This window comes from Herbidospora daliensis (assembly GCF_001570585.1).
Taxonomy (GTDB): domain Bacteria; phylum Actinomycetota; class Actinomycetes; order Streptosporangiales; family Streptosporangiaceae; genus Herbidospora; species Herbidospora daliensis.
Window position 1 is genome coordinate 505,158 of the sequence record NZ_BBXF01000001.1, and the last position, 14,901, is coordinate 520,058.

13 protein-coding genes are annotated in these 14,901 nt (G+C 70.7%); 6 read left to right on the top strand and 7 right to left on the bottom strand.

The features are described from left to right. Positions 1-43: 43 nt before the first annotated feature. Entirely contained in the window at positions 44-1,369 is a 1,326-nt protein-coding gene (locus AW274_RS01865; protein ID WP_198168980.1) for a condensation domain-containing protein, read from the top strand. A 237-nt stretch (positions 1,370-1,606) separates the two neighbouring features. Here AW274_RS01865 and gnd read toward each other — a convergent pair whose 3' ends face one another. Together gnd and AW274_RS01875 are read right to left on the bottom strand one after the other, a co-directional pair. Next, a complete protein-coding gene (gene gnd / locus AW274_RS01870; protein WP_198169037.1) occupies positions 1,607-3,031 on the bottom strand; it encodes an NADP-dependent phosphogluconate dehydrogenase in 1,425 nt (474 codons plus the stop codon). A 41-nt stretch (positions 3,032-3,072) separates the two neighbouring features. Then, a complete protein-coding gene (locus AW274_RS01875) occupies positions 3,073-4,278 on the bottom strand; it encodes a TIGR03118 family protein (protein ID WP_062428690.1) in 1,206 nt (401 codons plus the stop codon). Positions 4,279-4,488: 210 nt separating this feature from the next. Here AW274_RS01875 and AW274_RS01880 point away from each other — a divergent pair, with 210 nt between their 5' ends. Then, on the top strand, positions 4,489-5,385 hold the full coding sequence (locus AW274_RS01880; protein WP_232319939.1) for a hypothetical protein: 897 nt from the start codon (positions 4,489-4,491) through the stop codon (positions 5,383-5,385). Positions 5,386-5,511: 126 nt separating this feature from the next. Here AW274_RS01880 and AW274_RS01885 read toward each other — a convergent pair whose 3' ends face one another. Then, positions 5,512-6,465 carry a sulfotransferase gene (locus AW274_RS01885; RefSeq protein WP_062428694.1) on the bottom strand — a complete coding sequence of 318 codons (954 nt, stop codon included), beginning with the start codon at positions 6,463-6,465 and terminating at the stop codon, positions 5,512-5,514. 196 nt (positions 6,466-6,661) lie between these two features. Between AW274_RS01885 and AW274_RS01890 the strand changes: the two genes are divergently transcribed. Continuing rightward, positions 6,662-7,231 carry an SH3 domain-containing protein gene (locus AW274_RS01890; RefSeq protein WP_062428696.1) on the top strand — a complete coding sequence of 190 codons (570 nt, stop codon included), beginning with the start codon at positions 6,662-6,664 and terminating at the stop codon, positions 7,229-7,231. Here the strand turns inward: AW274_RS01890 and AW274_RS01895 are convergent. The 3 genes from AW274_RS01895 to AW274_RS01905 all read right to left on the bottom strand — a co-directional run bounded on the left by AW274_RS01895 (position 7,228) and on the right by AW274_RS01905 (position 10,390). Then, positions 7,228-8,358 carry a YibE/F family protein gene (locus AW274_RS01895; protein WP_062428698.1) on the bottom strand — a complete coding sequence of 377 codons (1,131 nt, stop codon included), beginning with the start codon at positions 8,356-8,358 and terminating at the stop codon, positions 7,228-7,230. The two genes, AW274_RS01890 and AW274_RS01895, sit on opposite strands and share 4 nt — an antisense overlap. Positions 8,359-8,374: 16 nt before the next feature. Beyond that, positions 8,375-9,493 carry a monooxygenase gene (locus tag AW274_RS01900; protein WP_062428700.1) on the bottom strand — a complete coding sequence of 373 codons (1,119 nt, stop codon included), beginning with the start codon at positions 9,491-9,493 and terminating at the stop codon, positions 8,375-8,377. Between the two features lie 78 nt (positions 9,494-9,571). After that, a complete protein-coding gene (locus tag AW274_RS01905; RefSeq protein ID WP_232319940.1) occupies positions 9,572-10,390 on the bottom strand; it encodes a LacI family DNA-binding transcriptional regulator in 819 nt (272 codons plus the stop codon). A 281-nt stretch (positions 10,391-10,671) separates the two neighbouring features. Between AW274_RS01905 and AW274_RS01910 the strand changes: the two genes are divergently transcribed. Beyond that, positions 10,672-12,060 (top strand): glycoside hydrolase family 16 protein, encoded by a 1,389-nt coding sequence (locus tag AW274_RS01910; RefSeq protein WP_062428704.1) that lies wholly within the window; start codon positions 10,672-10,674, stop codon positions 12,058-12,060. Between the two features lie 122 nt (positions 12,061-12,182). On the opposite strand, the gene AW274_RS01915 is transcribed toward AW274_RS01910, so the two are convergent. Continuing rightward, positions 12,183-13,763 (bottom strand): MDR family MFS transporter, encoded by a 1,581-nt coding sequence (locus tag AW274_RS01915; RefSeq protein WP_062428706.1) that lies wholly within the window; start codon positions 13,761-13,763, stop codon positions 12,183-12,185. A 116-nt stretch (positions 13,764-13,879) separates the two neighbouring features. On the opposite strand from AW274_RS01915, the gene AW274_RS42535 reads away from it, so the two are divergent. After that, positions 13,880-14,470, top strand: a complete 591-nt coding sequence (locus AW274_RS42535) for a TetR/AcrR family transcriptional regulator (protein ID WP_062428709.1) — start codon at positions 13,880-13,882, stop codon at positions 14,468-14,470. Between the two features lie 27 nt (positions 14,471-14,497). After that, positions 14,498-14,899 carry a nitroreductase family deazaflavin-dependent oxidoreductase gene (locus AW274_RS01925; protein WP_062428711.1) on the top strand — a complete coding sequence of 134 codons (402 nt, stop codon included), beginning with the start codon at positions 14,498-14,500 and terminating at the stop codon, positions 14,897-14,899. The last annotated feature ends 2 nt before the right edge of the window (positions 14,900-14,901 follow it).

Sequence of the window (14,901 nt, forward strand, 5' to 3'; positions counted from 1 at the left end):
ACAGGACTTCTCCGCGATCAAGGACTTCGGCGACAATCGCGGGATGACAGTGCCCGAACAGGCCGACAAGCGCCGCGCCCTCGTGGCCAAGCTGCTGGCGCGCAAGGCCGCCCCGCAGGGGGTCACCCCGGTTCCGCGGGACGGCGGCCCGCTCCCGTGCTCCCACGAGCAGCGCCGCATCTGGCTGGCCCAGCAGTCCGACCCGGCCGCCGCCCCCAACGTCACGCTGGGCGTGGCCCTCTCGGGGGAACTCGACCTCGCCCGGCTGGCCGGGGCGTTCACGGCGCTGATCCGACGGCACGAGGTGTTCCGGACCACGTACACCGAAGCCCCCGAGCAGGTCGTCCACGGCGCGCTGCCGGCGCCCCTGGAGTACCTCGACGCCGGCGACCTGCCCCATCCGGAGCAGGCGGCGCTCGACCTGGCCCTCGCGCGGAGCGGCGAGCGGTTCGCGCTCGGGCAGGGCCCGCTGCTGCGGCTGACGGTGTTCCGGGTCGGCCCCGGCGAGCACCGGCTGTTCCTGGTCTGCCACCACATCGCCGCCGACGGCGGCTCGCTGGGCGTGGTGGCCGACGACCTCGCCGCGCTCTACTCGGGCCTGGCGCTGCCCGACCTGCCGATCCAGTACGCCGACTACGCCGCCTGGTCGGTCAGGCGCGCCGAGACGCGGATCGAGGAACGCCTCCCCTACTGGCGCGACCTGCTCGGCGGCGCCCCGGGCCCGCTCTTCACCGGCACCGCCGGCTCCCAGGGCGGGAGGGCCGGCGCGACCGCCGCGATCAGGGTCGGCCGGGAGACCGTCGACCGGCTGCGGCGGCTGGGCGAGGGCCCGACGACGCCGTTCGTGGCGCTCTGCGCCGCCTATCTGACGCTGCTCCAGCGGATGACCGGCCGGCGCGACCTGGTCACCGGGATCGTCTCGGCCTCGCGCACCCGCAGAGAGCTCGAATCGGTCGTCGGCACGTTCGTGAACATGGTGCCGCTGCGCCTCGCGCTGCCCGCAGGGCAGGGGTTCCCCGCGCTGCTCACCAAGGTCAGGGAGGCCGCGGCGGGGGCGCTGGCCAACGAGATCCCCTTCGACACCCTGGTCTCGCGGGCGGGGGTGGCCCGGATCCCGGGCGTGCATCCGGTGTTCCAGACGTCGTTCATCCACCGCGACGACCCGAAGCCCGCGCCCGTCTGGCAGGGCCTGGAGGCGCGCGTCTGGGACCACGAGGTCGACGACGCGGCGCTCGACCTGATGCTGACCGCGACCCCGCGCGGGGACGACTACGAGCTCGCCTTCACCGGCAAGCTTGACCGATTCTCCGCAGGTCAGGTCAAGGAGCTGCCGGTCGTCTTCCGGGACTTGCTGGAAGAACTTCGATGACGGGCCCGGCACCCGCGCATTGGATCACGCCGGGCGGGGGCGGCGGTAGCGCCGTCTCACTTACCGGCACAGTCTTCAAAGCCTGAATGGCGTGTGGGGGCCGGTGGGAATGACGCACCGGCCCCCACGCCGTCGCCCGGGGCCACGGTGACGCCGGCGCGCGCCGCCCATGTCACCCTGCCCTCCGGGACGGGGGTGCGGGGGGCCGGTGGTCAGGACACCGGCGCCCCGCGCGTCCTACTTCTCCTGGTGCTCGGCGCGGTCGCCGCTCCAGTCGGTGTGGTAGACCCCTTCGCGGTCGACCCGGTTGTAGGTGTGGGCGCCGAAGTAGTCGCGCAGGCCCTGGATCAGCGCCGCCGGGAGGCGGTCGCGGCGCAGGCCGTCGTAGTAGGCCAGCGCCGAGGAGAACCCGGGAGTCGGGACCCCGATCGAGGCGGCCGTGGAGACGACCCGGCGCCAGGCGCCCTGCGCCTCGGCCAGCGCCTCGCTGAAGGACGGCGAGGCCAGCAGCGTCGGCAGCCCCGGGTCCTTGGCGTAGGCGTCGCGGATCCGGTCGAGGAACCGGGCCCGGATGATGCAGCCGCCGCGCCAGATCGTGGCCATGTCGCCGAGGTTGATGTTCCAGCCGAACTCCTTGGAGGCGGCGGCCATCTGGTCGAAGCCCTGGGCGTACGCCACGATCTTCGAGGCGAGCAGGGCCTGCCGGACGTCGTCGACCAGCGAGTAGTTCGGCGCCGACCCGATCGGGCCCTCGAGGTCGCGGGCCGCCTGGCGGCGGGTGACGTCGCCCGACAGGCCGCGCGCGAACACCGCCTCGGCGATGCCGGTGACCGGCACCCCGAGTTCGAGGGCGTTCTGGACCGTCCAGCGGCCGGTGCCCTTCTGCTCGGCGCGGTCGGCGACGACGTCCACGAACGGACGGCCCGTCTTGGCGTCGACGTGGCCGAGCACCTCGGCGGTGATCTCGATCAGGTAGGACTCGAGGTCGCCCCGGTTCCACTCGGTGAAGATCTCCGCCAGCTCGCCCGGGGAGCGGCCGAGGGCCTGCCGGAGCAGGTCGTAGGCCTCCGCGATGAGCTGCATGTCGGAGTATTCGATGCCGTTGTGGACCATCTTCACGAAGTGGCCCGCGCCGTCGGCGCCGACGTGGGTGCAGCAGGGCACCCCGTCGACCTTGGCCGCGATGTCCTCCAGGATCGGCCCGAGGGACTTGTAGGCCTCCGGCGACCCGCCCGGCATGATGCTGGGCCCGTTGAGGGCGCCTTCCTCACCGCCGGAGATGCCGGTGCCGACGAAGTGGATCCCGCGCTCCTTGAGCGCCGCCTCGCGCCGCCGGGTGTCGGTGAAGAGGGCGTTCCCGCCGTCGACGATCATGTCGCCGGGCTCCATGTGGGCCGCCAGGTCCTCGATCACGGCGTCGGTCGACGGACCGGCCTTCACCATGATGATCGCCTTGCGGGGTTTCGTGAGCGACGCCACGAACTCCGCCGTCGTGCCCGTCGCGACGAACGCGCCCTCTCCGGCGTGGTTCTCGACGAGCTCCTGGGTCTTGCTCTCGGTGCGGTTGTGCACCGCGACGACGTATCCGTGGTGGGCCAGGTTCCTCGCGAGGTTCCGGCCCATAACCGCAAGGCCGGTCACTCCGATGTCAGCCGTGCCCAAAACGTTCTTGTCCATGCGCCGCTCCTATCCTTCCGGGCAGCTCAGTAACCGTAACTGCCGCCCGCTGACGACGTCGGCGTGGTGGCCGCCGACGGCTTGGGCGTCGCCGCCGCAGGCGCCGAAGGCGCCGGCGTCGACGCCGCGCCGGGCAGCGGCCCGGCGTCCGACGGCCTCAACACGCCCAGGAGGCCGTGCTGCGCCTTGTCGATACCCGCCGCGAACCATACAGAGTTCTCTCCGCCGTTCGCCGCAGTGCCCGGCTCCAGATCCCACAGACCCTCGAGCTGGATCGCCTGACCGTTGGTCTGCCGCAGCGGCCCGAGGTAGCGTCCGGTGCGGGCGTTGTAGGCGTTGACCAGCCCATCTCCGAAGTTACCCACCAGAACGGCCCCGGCCAAGGCGCCGAATCCACGCGGGGCGCGGATCATCGCCCAGGGGGCGTTCAGCGCGCCGCGGTTGGCGAAGCGGCCGAGGAAGCGCCCGTTGGCGGAGAAGCGGGAGACGAAGCCGTTGCCCCGGCCGGGCACGGCCTTGCCGGTGGTGGCGTCGCGCTTGGCGTACGCGACCATGATCACGTTACCGACGACCTCGACGTTGAACGGCGCGTAGTCGCTGGGCATGCGCGGGTCGCGGAACTGCGAGCGGGACAGCCGCACCCGGTCGAACTCGCTGTCGTACACGTGGATCTTGCCGTGCGAGAATGAGGGGGCCAGCAGGAAGGCGCCCCGGTTGGTGTTCATCACCGCCAGGCCCTTGTAGTCGGCGTTCTTCGTGAACGCCGCGATGATCGCGTTCTTCGGGTTGACCTCGGCGTTCCACGCCGTGATCGCGCCCGAGGGGCTGGCGAAGATGAAGGTCGCGGGCTTGTCCTTGATCAGGAACTCGTCCTGCGACATGTTGACGACCTGTCCGGTCGGCGTGCCGCCCGGAATGGCGACCTCGGTCTGCTCCTTCTTGGCGTTGCCGGAGTAGACGGTCGCGACACCGGTGCCGGCGCCCGAGACCCACAACGTCTTGCCCATCGCCAGGCCCCAGGGGTTCACCAGCTTGGGGTCGGTGACGGGGGCCTTGCCGGGCACGTCCGAGACCAGGTTGACCTGGGCGAACCGGTTGGTCGACGTGGTCGTCTTGCTAACCTTGACGGTGGCGGGCTTGGCCTGTGGGGCCGTCTGGGCGCTGGCGGGAATGCTCAGGGGGGTGCTCAGAACGAGCGTCCCGGCGGTGAGCACGGCGACGCGTGAACGCATCTGGTGGTCTCCTTCGAGGGCCTTCTCGGTTCATGACCTAAGGTGCGGAGGTTCGCGAAGCTCCCTTACGGGCGGAGATACGCGGGCCTTCCCGAGAGGGTTCAGAGGAATGTCACCGGCCTATAAACCTAGTAAAAGGGTAGGGTTTGCCGAGTCCATGAGCAGGCAAAGCCCCTTTGACCCGTCCACCTGGCTGTCTATCGTCGACGTGTGATCCTTGGAGACTCCGGAATGTTCCTCCCCCAGCCTCAGCGCTCCGTCGTGGCGATCCCCCCGCCCGGAGACGGCCCCGGTTTCTGGGCCGGCGCGCCGAGCAGCGTGGTGACGCCCGACGGCACGATCTACCTGGCCTACCGGCTCCGCCGTCCCATTGGCGAAGGCCGCGGCTACGCGATCCAGATCGCCCGCTCCGACGACGGCGAGCGCTTCGAGCCGGTGCTCACGATCACCAAGGACCAGATGCGGACCGAGTCGCTGGAGCGCCCGACGCTCGTGCTGACCCCCGAGGGCGGCTGGCGGCTCTACCTGAGCTGCGCGACCTACGGCACCAAGCACTGGCGGGTGGAGCTGCTGGAGGCGGCCGCCCCCGAAGACCTCGACCCGGCGAGCGCCCGCGTGGTGCTGCCCGGCGACCTCAAGACGGGCGTCAAAGACCCGGTGATCGTCCACCACGGCGGCCAGTGGCACCTGTGGGCGTCCTGCCACCCGCTGGAGGTCCCCGAGGAGGCCGACCAGATGGTCACCGACTACGCGACCAGCCCCGACGGCCGCGACTGGTCGTGGCACGGCACCGCCCTCGACCGCCGCCCCGGCGCCTGGGACAGCCGGGGCGTGCGCATCTCGGCGGTCCGCTTCACCGACGACGGCGTGCTCGCCTACTACGACGGCCGGGCCAGCGCGGCCGAGAACTACGAGGAGCGCACCGGCGTCGCCACCGGCCCCGACCCGTCGACCCTGACGGCCGTTGGCGACCACCCCCACGCCCAGTCGCCCCACGGCGGCCTGCGCTACCTCGACATCCTCGACCTGCCGGGCGGCGGCACCCGCATCTTCTACGAGTGGACCCGCCCCGACGGCGCCCACGACCTGCGCACCGAACTCCTCTGACGGAACCCGGGCCGCCGGTCAAGACTCTTTCTCCGTTACGGCTCCGCCCACCCCGGCGCCGACGCCCGCCCCGGCCGGGCGCCGCACCCGGCGCCGGCCACCGCTCGACCGGCCCGCCGCGACGAGCTATCTGGGGCGGCCGTTGCGCGCCTGCCCCTGGCCCTCGGGCCGGTGGCCGACCTGGCCGCCCGAGCGGTCGCGCGGGCCGATCCAGTCGGAGAAGTCCTCCCCGGTGACCTCTTCCAGCAGCTTGACGTCGTCGGTGAAGTAGGCGATGAGCTCCTGCCGCTGCTCCCACGTCAGGGGCCGCCGGGCCTTGCCGTCGCGCTGGAGCACCCGGGCGAGCGGCGCGGTCAGCACCTGCCCGCCGAGCCGGTCGCCGACCCGCACCACCTGTGACAACACCTGGTGCAGGACCGTCTCCTGCGGGTGCACGGTCACGTTCTCCCGGGGCACCTCGGAGATCAGCCCGGTCCGCACGCCCAGATGCCCGCAGATGCGGTCGAGCGTCTCCCCCGGCCGGTCGAGCAGGTCGCGGTAGCGGAAGACGAGCACCTGCTCCTCGGTGAACAGGTCGTAGAGGTCGCGCAGCTGTTCGCCGTACTTACCCAGGCCGACGTAGTGCCAGAAGGGGGCCCATCCGGCCCTGATCCGCTCGGGTTCCCGGGCGCACGCCTCCACGACGTCGCCGACGGGCTCCAGCCCCGCCGACCACAGGTGGGTCCAGTTCGAGTGGGCCCGTTCGACCGGGTCGCGGACGACCACGATGAGCCGCACCTCGGGGATGAGCGCCTTGATGCGCCGGTGGGCGTCCCGGTCGTACAGGTAGAACGGGGTCGACTCGCCGTTCAGGTAGCCGGGCCGGAACAGGGCCTCGTAGTCGTCGCGCCGCCAGACGTGCTCCCGGTAGGTCTCGGCGTCGCCGGGGCCGCCCCTCTCCGGCGGCGGGCCGTCGGAGAGGAAGAACTTCGGCTCCTTCACCGGCGACATATGCAGGTCCGGATGGGCGTTGAGCGCGGCGTGCAGGGCGGTCGTGGCGGCCTTGGGAGCCCCGATGACCAGGAAGCCGGGCAGAGTCACACTAACCTCCACTTTTCCTACAAAGTTAGTCTGGAATCGATCCTCCTTCAACGTCCCGGCACTTCCCACGCTACGTGCGCCTCACCGGCGGTTGGCAACCAGATCTGCGCCAAGGTATTCACAATATGTAATCAAGCGATTACTCTTGGTAGTAACAGCAGGTCAAAAGCCTGCCAAGTACGTAAGGAGTGAGATCATGGATCTCGTCAAGCCCGCCGCCCTCGCCACCGCGACCGTGCTCTGCCTGGCCCTCCCGGCCGGGGCGAGCACCGCGTCCCCCGCCGCGTCCTCCGGCGTGGCGGTGACCTCCGCCCCCTCCACCGTCCACGCCGGGCAGACCGTCCGGCTCCGCACCAGGGCCTGCCCCAACCGGCCCGGTTACGCCTACTCCCCGGCCTGGGGCCGCAGCGTCACGCTGCTGCCCAACGGGGTGCGGGCGACCGGCACGGCCACCGTCTGGTCGGGCACCAAGCCGGGCACCTACTCGATCTCCGTCGCCTGCCAGGGCCAGACATACCCGAGCGCGTTCGGCTACCTGACGGTCGTGGCGGCCGGGACCTCGGTGAAGTACCGGGTCCAGCACGTCCGCAAGGGCAGCCACCTCAACGTCCGGTCGGGGCCGGGCCTGGGCCATCGGGTGGTCGGCAAGCTCAAGTGGAAGGCGACCGTCCAGGGGTCCCCGGTCCGTGAGAAGGGCTGGGTCAAGGTGACCACCAAGCACGGCACGACCGGCTGGTCGTACGGCTACTACCTGCGCCGCGCCTAGCCGGTCACCAGGTCGTGGGTCCGTTCGGGCACGTCCCCGGCCGAACGGGCCCGCCTCCGGCAGGTCAGCGCGGCCAGCGCCGTCGTGATCGGCACCGCCGCGATCAGCCCGATCGTGCCCACGATGCTCCGGACCAGTTCCTGGGCCACCACCGGCCCGGCCAGCACCTCGCCCAGGGGCTCGTTCCCGACGCTGATGAGCAGCAGCAGCGGGAGCGACGCGCCGGCGTACGCGAGCACGATCGTGTTGATGACCGAGGCGATGTGCGCCCGCCCGACCCGGGAGGCGGCCCGGTAGAGCTGCCGGGCCGTGTATCCCGGGTTGGCGTGGGCGAGTTCGGCGACCGTGGCGCTCTGGGTGACCGTGACGTCGTCGAGCACGCCGAGCGAGCCGATGATGACGCTGGCCAGCAGCAGCCCCTGGGTGTTGATCTGGAGGCTGGTGCCCAGCAGGAAGCTGGTGTCGTCGGTCACGCCGGTCAGGTGGGCCCACTCGATGGCCGCCAGCGCGAGCACCCCCGTGAGGCCGAGGCTCACCAGGGTGCCGATCACGGCCACCGAGGTGGGCACGGTGACGCCGTGGGTGACGTACAGGACGATCAACATGATCGCCGCCGAGCCGACGACGGCGATCAGCAGCGGCGGCCGCCCGGCCAGGATGGCCGGGAGCACGAACGTGAGCAGCAGCCCGAACGTGATCGCGAGCCCGGCCAGCGCGGTCAGCCCCCGCCAGCGCCCGAAGGCGACCACCGCCAGCGCGAACGCCGCCCCGAACACCCACAACGGCGTCGAGCGGTCGTGGTCGGAGACGGCGTAGGTGCCGTCCTGCAGGTCGAGCACGACCACCTCGTCACCCACGGCGAACGTCGCCGACCCGGGCGCGGTCGGCACCATCGCGGTGACCCGGTCGAACAGCGAGAACTCGACGGTGGCCGACTCCCCCGAGATCGCGCTGATCGTCCCGACGGTCTCGGGGAGCCGCGGCTCCTGCGGCCCCTTCTTCAGGTCACCCGGCCACAGGACGACGAGCGCGACGAGCGTGGCGACCGCCAGCGGCACGATGACGGCCACCATGGCCCAGACGGTTCGGCGGTCGGCGGGGGCGGCCGGTCCGTGCGAGTGACCCATGGTGGGGAACAGTAGCTCAGGCCGACATGATGGCGACCCCCAGGCACATCTCGTCGGCGGTGCCCTCGCCCCACACGACGTAGCGGGCCGGTTCCTTCTCCAGCTGCGGCAGCATGCCGCGGAGTCCGGCGTCGTGGGTGCAGGTCACCCGCACCACGTCGCCCTTCGCCACCTTCACCGGCGCGGGCAGCGGGCGCAGCGCCTGGTCGTCGAAGTTGTAATCGGGCACGTCGAGCAGGGTCTGGGCGCCCGCCTTCCCGGGGTTGAGCTCGACCTTGATCGACCGTCCGAGCAGGTGCATGTGCCCGGCCAGGGCGTGCAGGAGCCCCTCCCTCTGCATGGGGATGTCGCAGTGCTGGGTGGGCCCGGGTTCCGCCGGGCCGCACAGCTCGGTCAGGAAGCCCTGCATCCGCGCCGACTCGGCCCCGAACCGGCGGCCGATGTCCTCGACGGCGGCCTTGCGGTCGCAGAGCGGCCCCGACTCCGCCGGGGCGCACGGGAGTTCGACGGCCCCCGCGAACAGGGCGGTGCCCAGCGGCTGGAGCTGCCGGTCGCTCACCCGCAGCCGGATGGCCGACTGGTCGGCGCCCTGCCCGCCCCGGGTGTTGTAGTGGACCTGCATGACGAGCCGGCTGCCCGGCGGGATCGGGTGGCCGTACTTCGGGTCGAGCAGCGTCTCCTGGACGCCCGGCGCCCAGTGGGCCACCCATCCGGCCTCCCGCACCCCCGCGTCGGCGAAGCAGGTCCAGCCCTGGCCGAGGGCGGCGGCGTCGGCCTTCTCCGCCTCGGCGACCTGTTCGGGGGCCAGCCGGAAGAAGATCGCGTGGTGCACGACGGCGAGGTTGAGCGGCTGGAACTGGGCCCCCGTCAGGAAGCCGCTGCCCTCCGCGCCGGGGTCGATGAGGAAACACCGGTAGTCGTCGGTCCCGCCGTTGGGCCCTTTGGGGGTGTACGGCTCCGGCATCGTCAGCGTGACGAACCGTTCGCCGTCGCGCAGCGGCTGCGCGGGCGCCTTGGAGGCCCCGTGCCCGTGTTCCGGCGTGGCCGCGGGCGGCGTCGCCGCGTTCTGCGTTCCGCAAGCCGCCGTCACCACGAAGACCAGGAGCGCGGCCAGGCTTCCCCGAAGTCGATTCATGGCTTCAACGCTGACGCACCCGGCGCCGCCCGGCCATCCTCCTTTGGGGAGGGAGAGATCGTCCCTTCGGAGGGGTCCTCAGGTCGACTCCCGTATGACGAGTTCGGCGGGCAGCACGATCGAGGTGAGCGGCCCGCCGCCCATCCGGTCGACCAGCAGCCGGGTCATCGCGCCGACCTGCTCGGCCACCGGGTGCCGCACGGTCGTCAGCGGCGGATGGGTGAAGCGGGCCGCCTCGAAGTCGTCGTAGCCGGCCACCGCGACGTCGTCGGGCACCCGCCGGCCGGCCCGGCGCAGCGTCTGGAGCGCGCCGATGGCCATCAGGTCGTTGGCGGCGAAGACGGCGTCGACGTCGGGTTCGGCCCTGAGCAGGCGGGCCATCGCCTCGGCCCCCGACTGCCGGGTGAAGTCGCCGTGGACGACCTGCGCCCGCTGCCCGGCGTCGGCGACCGCGCCGAGGTAGCCGGCCAGCCGGTCCTGCCCGGCGATCATGTCGGGCGGGCCGGCGATCGTGGCGACCTTCCGGCGGCCCCGGTTGAGCAGGTGGTTCACCGCCAGCCGCGCCCCGGAGGGGTTGTCGCTGTCGGCGAACCCGATCGGCACCGAGGGCGCGGGCCGCCCGTAGGAGACGACCGGCACCCCGATCCGGTCGATGGCCCGCGGCAGCGGGTCGGACTCGTGCATCGACACGAGCATCACACCGTCGACGTGGCCGCCCGCGACGTACCGCTCGATGCGCGCCGAGCTGCCCGGCCCGGTGCCGAGCATCAGCACGACCTGCCGGTCGACGTCGCCGAGTTCCCGGCTGACCGACCGGCTCACGAGCGCGAACAACGGATCCTCGGAGAACACCCGAGACAACGGTTCACCCACCACCAGCGCCACGGACCCAGACACGCCGGCCACCCTTCCAGAGAAATGCAAGAGAGCGATTTCCTGCACAGGCTGGCCCTTTCCGCAGAACGCGTCAAGGCCCAAAGTTTCCGAGAGAGCGCTCTCATTTTCGCACCGGACCTATTGACCACTGTGAGACGGGCGGAGCACAGTGTCGGGCAGACCGATCCGCCGTCGCGGCGTCATCCCCATCCGCGAGGGGCCGTCTCCAGCGGCCCCTCCGCGAGGCTGCCCGGAAACCGTCACCGGCGCCGCCTGGGAGCGGATCAGAGAAAGGGTCCGACATGCTCACTCGAGTCACCCGATTAGCGGCCGCCGCCGTCGTCGTGGCCACGGCGCTGGTCGGCATTCCGGCCGCCGCGTCCGTCCCGTCGACGCCGTCGGGCTGGTCGCTGGTCTGGGCCGACGACTTCACCGGCTCGGCCAACTCGCTGCCGTCGTCGTCGAACTGGATCATCGACACCGGCTACGGCTACTCCGGCGGCCCGTCCAATTGGGGCACCGGCGAGATCCAGCAGTACACGAGCAACACCCAGAACCTCAGCCTCGACGGCAGCGGCAACCTGCGCATCACCCCGATCAAGGCGAGCAACGGCTCCTGGACGTCGGGCCGCATCGAGACCCGCCGCGCCGACTTCAAGCCCTCGGCGGGCGGCGTCCTGCGCATCGAGGGCCGGATCCAGATGCCCAACGTGACCGGCGCCTCGGCGATGGGCTACTGGCCGGCGTTCTGGTCGCTGGGCGCGCCCTACCGGGGCAACTACTGGAACTGGCCCGGCATCGGCGAGCTCGACATCATGGAGAACGTCAACGGCGTCAACGCGGTCTGGGGAACGCTCCACTGCGGCGTCAACCCGGGCGGCCCCTGCAACGAGACCAACGGCCTGGGCGCCAGCCGGGCGTGCCCGAACTCCAGCTGCCAGTCGGCCTTCCACACCTACCGCCTCGAATGGGACCGCAGCGTCTCCCCCAACCAGATCCGCTGGTACGTCGACGGCATCCAGTTCTTCAGCGTCAACCAGGCCCAGTTCGACTCCACGACCTGGTCGAACATGACCAGCCACAACGGCTACTTCCTGCTGCTGAACGTGGCGATCGGCGGCGCCTTCCCCAACGGCGTGGCCGGCTACTCGACGCCGACGTCCTCGACGGTCTCCGGCAAGCCGATGCTGGTCGACTACGTGGCCGTCTGGCACAGCGGCGGCGGCACCACCAACCCCAGCCCGACGCCGACGCCCTCCCCGACCGGGGGCGGCGGCGGGGTGAACGCCCGCTCCACCATCCAGGCCGAGGCCTACCAGGCCCAGAGCGGCACCCAGCTGGAGACGACCACCGACAGCGGCGGCGGCCAGAACGTCGCCTACATCTCCAACGGCGACTACCTGCGCTTCGACAACGTGCAGTTCGGCACCTCGGCCGCCACCCAGTTCCGGGCCCGGGTGGCCTCGGGCGCGACCGGCGGCGTGAGCGGCCTGATCCAGGTGCGCCTGGGCAGCCCGACCGCCACCCCGATCGGCAGCCTGTCAGTGGGCAACACCGGCGGCTGGCAGAACTGGCAGACGATCCCGGCCAACATCGGCGGGGTCACCGGCACGCAGACCGTCTACCTGACCTTCAGCAGCGGCCAGCCGGCCGACTTCGTGAACCTGAACTGGTTCCAGTTCGGCAACTGACCCCCTGACCGCCCCGGCCGATGCGGCGCCATCGGCCGGGGTCATCCCTGTTGGGACAACTCCTTCAACCGGGCACCGAAACGGCCCCCGCCTGGGGCGGGGGCCGTACCGGGAAGAGGGGTTCAGAGAGCCGCCACCGGCTCCTCCTTGGCGAGCTCCTCGGGGCCGCCCCGGAGCGGGATCTCCTTGATGAAGGCCGCCAGGATCGGGACGGCGACCGCGAAGACGATCGCCCAGAGGAACACGCCGCTGATCGCGCCGGCCAGCGACTCCAGGAAGCCGGTCTTGATCTGCGGCGGGAGCTGGGCCAGGGCGGCGGGGCTCATCTGGCCGCCCGAGGCGACCATGTCGCCGGCCTGCTCGCCGAACTTCTCGCGCAGGCCGTCGGCCAGGTGGTTGTTGAACACCGCGCCGAACAGGGCCACGCCGAACGAGCCGCCGATCGAGCGGAAGAAGGTCGAGGCGCTGGAGGCCACGCCCAGGTCCTTCTGCTCGACGCTGTTCTGCGCGATCAGCATGGTGGTCTGCATCAGGAAGCCCATGCCGAGGCCGAGCACGGCGATGAACACGCCGGTCTGCCACAGCGGGGTGTGCACGTCCATCAGCGTGAGCAGGCCCATGCCGATGGCCATGACGACCCCGCCGATGACCGGGAACGCCTTGTACTTGCCGGTGGTGGTGATGCGCTTGCCGACGTACAGGGAGACGACCATCGAGGCGGCCATCATCGGCAGCAGCAGCAGGCCGGAGTTGGTCGCGGTCGCGCCCTGGACGAGCTGCTGGAACAGCGGCAGGAACGAGATCGCGCCGAACATGGCGAAGCCGAGCAGGAAGCCGATCCACGAGATCAGGTTGAAGTTGCGGTCCTTGAAGACGTGCAGCGGCATGATCGGCTCGGCCGCGCGCCGCTCGACCGGGATGAACGCCGCGAACGACACGACCGCGAGCACGGCCAGGCCGATGATCTGCCACGATCCCCACGGGTAGCCGTGACTCTGGCCCCCCCATGAGGTGATCAGGACCAAAGCGGTGATCCCGACCGTGAGGATGATCGCGCCGAACCAGTCGATGCGGTGCTCGGTGCGCTTCTTGGGCAGGTCGAGCTTGAGCCAGAGCCACACCAGCGAGATCCCGCCGAGGGGCAGGTTCACGTAGAAGGCCCAGCGCCAGTCGAGGTGGTCGGTGATGAAGCCGCCGGCGAGGGGACCGGCGATCATCGCGACCGACATGATGGCGGCCATGATGCCCTGGTACTGACCGCGCTCACGCGGCGGGACCAGGTCGCCGATGATGGCCATGACGCCGACGATGAGGCCGCCGGCGCCGAGGCCCTGGATCGCGCGGAAGGCGATCAGCTCGGTCATGCCGTTGTCGACGCCGCCGAGGAACTCCGAGCCGGCCATGCCGCACAGGGCCGAGCCGACGAGGAAGATGACGATCGAGGTGAGGAAGACGGTCTTGCGGCCGTAGAGGTCGCCCAGCTTGCCCCAGATGGGGGTGGACACCGTCGTGCCCAGGATGTAGGCGGTGGTGACCCACGTGAAGTATTCGAGACCGTTCAGCTCGCCGACGATGCGGGGCATCGCGGTGCCGACGATCATGTTGTCGAGGAAGGCGAGCATCATCGCCAGGAGCAACCCCGGCAAGATGATCATTACTTCTCTGGACCGCGCCGGAGGAGGACTGGCGGCGGTTTCCGACATTGCGGGGCCCCCTTGTTAAACCCATGAACTTACTTGCCGACCGGCAAGTGGCCGGAGTTAAGGTAAGGTCCGTCTCAGCCGCCCGTCAAGTTGAATTCAAAGGACGACCAAACGCCATGAGCGAACGCGCGTTCGCCCCTCGGGAGACCCGAGACAAGACCCGCGACACCCGCGCGCGCATCCAGGAGATCGCGCTCGAACTGTTCACCGAACAGGGCTACGAGGCGACCTCGCTCCGCGAGATCGCCGAGGCGCTGGGGGTGACCAAGGCGGCCCTCTACTACCACTTCAAGACCAAGGAGGACATCGTCGCGGGCATGGTCATCGACCGCATCGCGACGCTCGACGTGATCATCGGCGAACTGCGCGCCCACGACACGGTCACGCCCGAGGTCCGCCGCGCCGCGATCGTCCGCTACGCCGAGGGCGCCTACGAGGGCCGCGCGATCACCCGCTTCATGGAGCGCAACCCGACCGCGATGAAGCACCACCCGGTGATGCTGCGCATGCGCGAGAAGGTGATGGAGCTCAGCGACCTCCTGGTCGACCACGACCAGCCGCTGACCCACCGGCTCAAGCACGGCCTGGCCCTGTTCGCGATCCACGCGGTCGGCTTCATGCTGCCCGACCCGAAGATCGACGAGAACGAGAAGTACGAGGCGTCACTGAAGGTTGCCCTGGAATTGATCGAGGCGACCGGGAGTTGATCGGCCCGAAAGGGTAGGTGACACCACATGCTTTACGGTAGGGAACACGTCGAGCGTTACCAGGCCACCGACGGCGCCGAGGGTCACGACTGGCAGGGCACGACGGCCGCCCTGCTGACCACGACGGGCCGCCGCACCGGCACCAAGCACACGACTCCGCTGATCTACCAGAAGTACGGCGACGACTATCTGCTGGTCGCGTCGAAGGGCGGCGCCGACGCCGCGCCCGAGTGGTACCTGAACCTCCAGGCCGAGCCCGAGGTGGAGTTCCAGGTCTTGGGCGACAAGTTCCGCGCCCGCGCCCGGACCGCCACCCCGGAGGAGAAGCCCGACATGTGGCGGGTGATGGCCGCCGCCTGGCCCGACTACGACGAGTACACGAAGAAGACCGACCGCGAGATCCCGGTCGTCGTCATCGAACGCGTCTGACG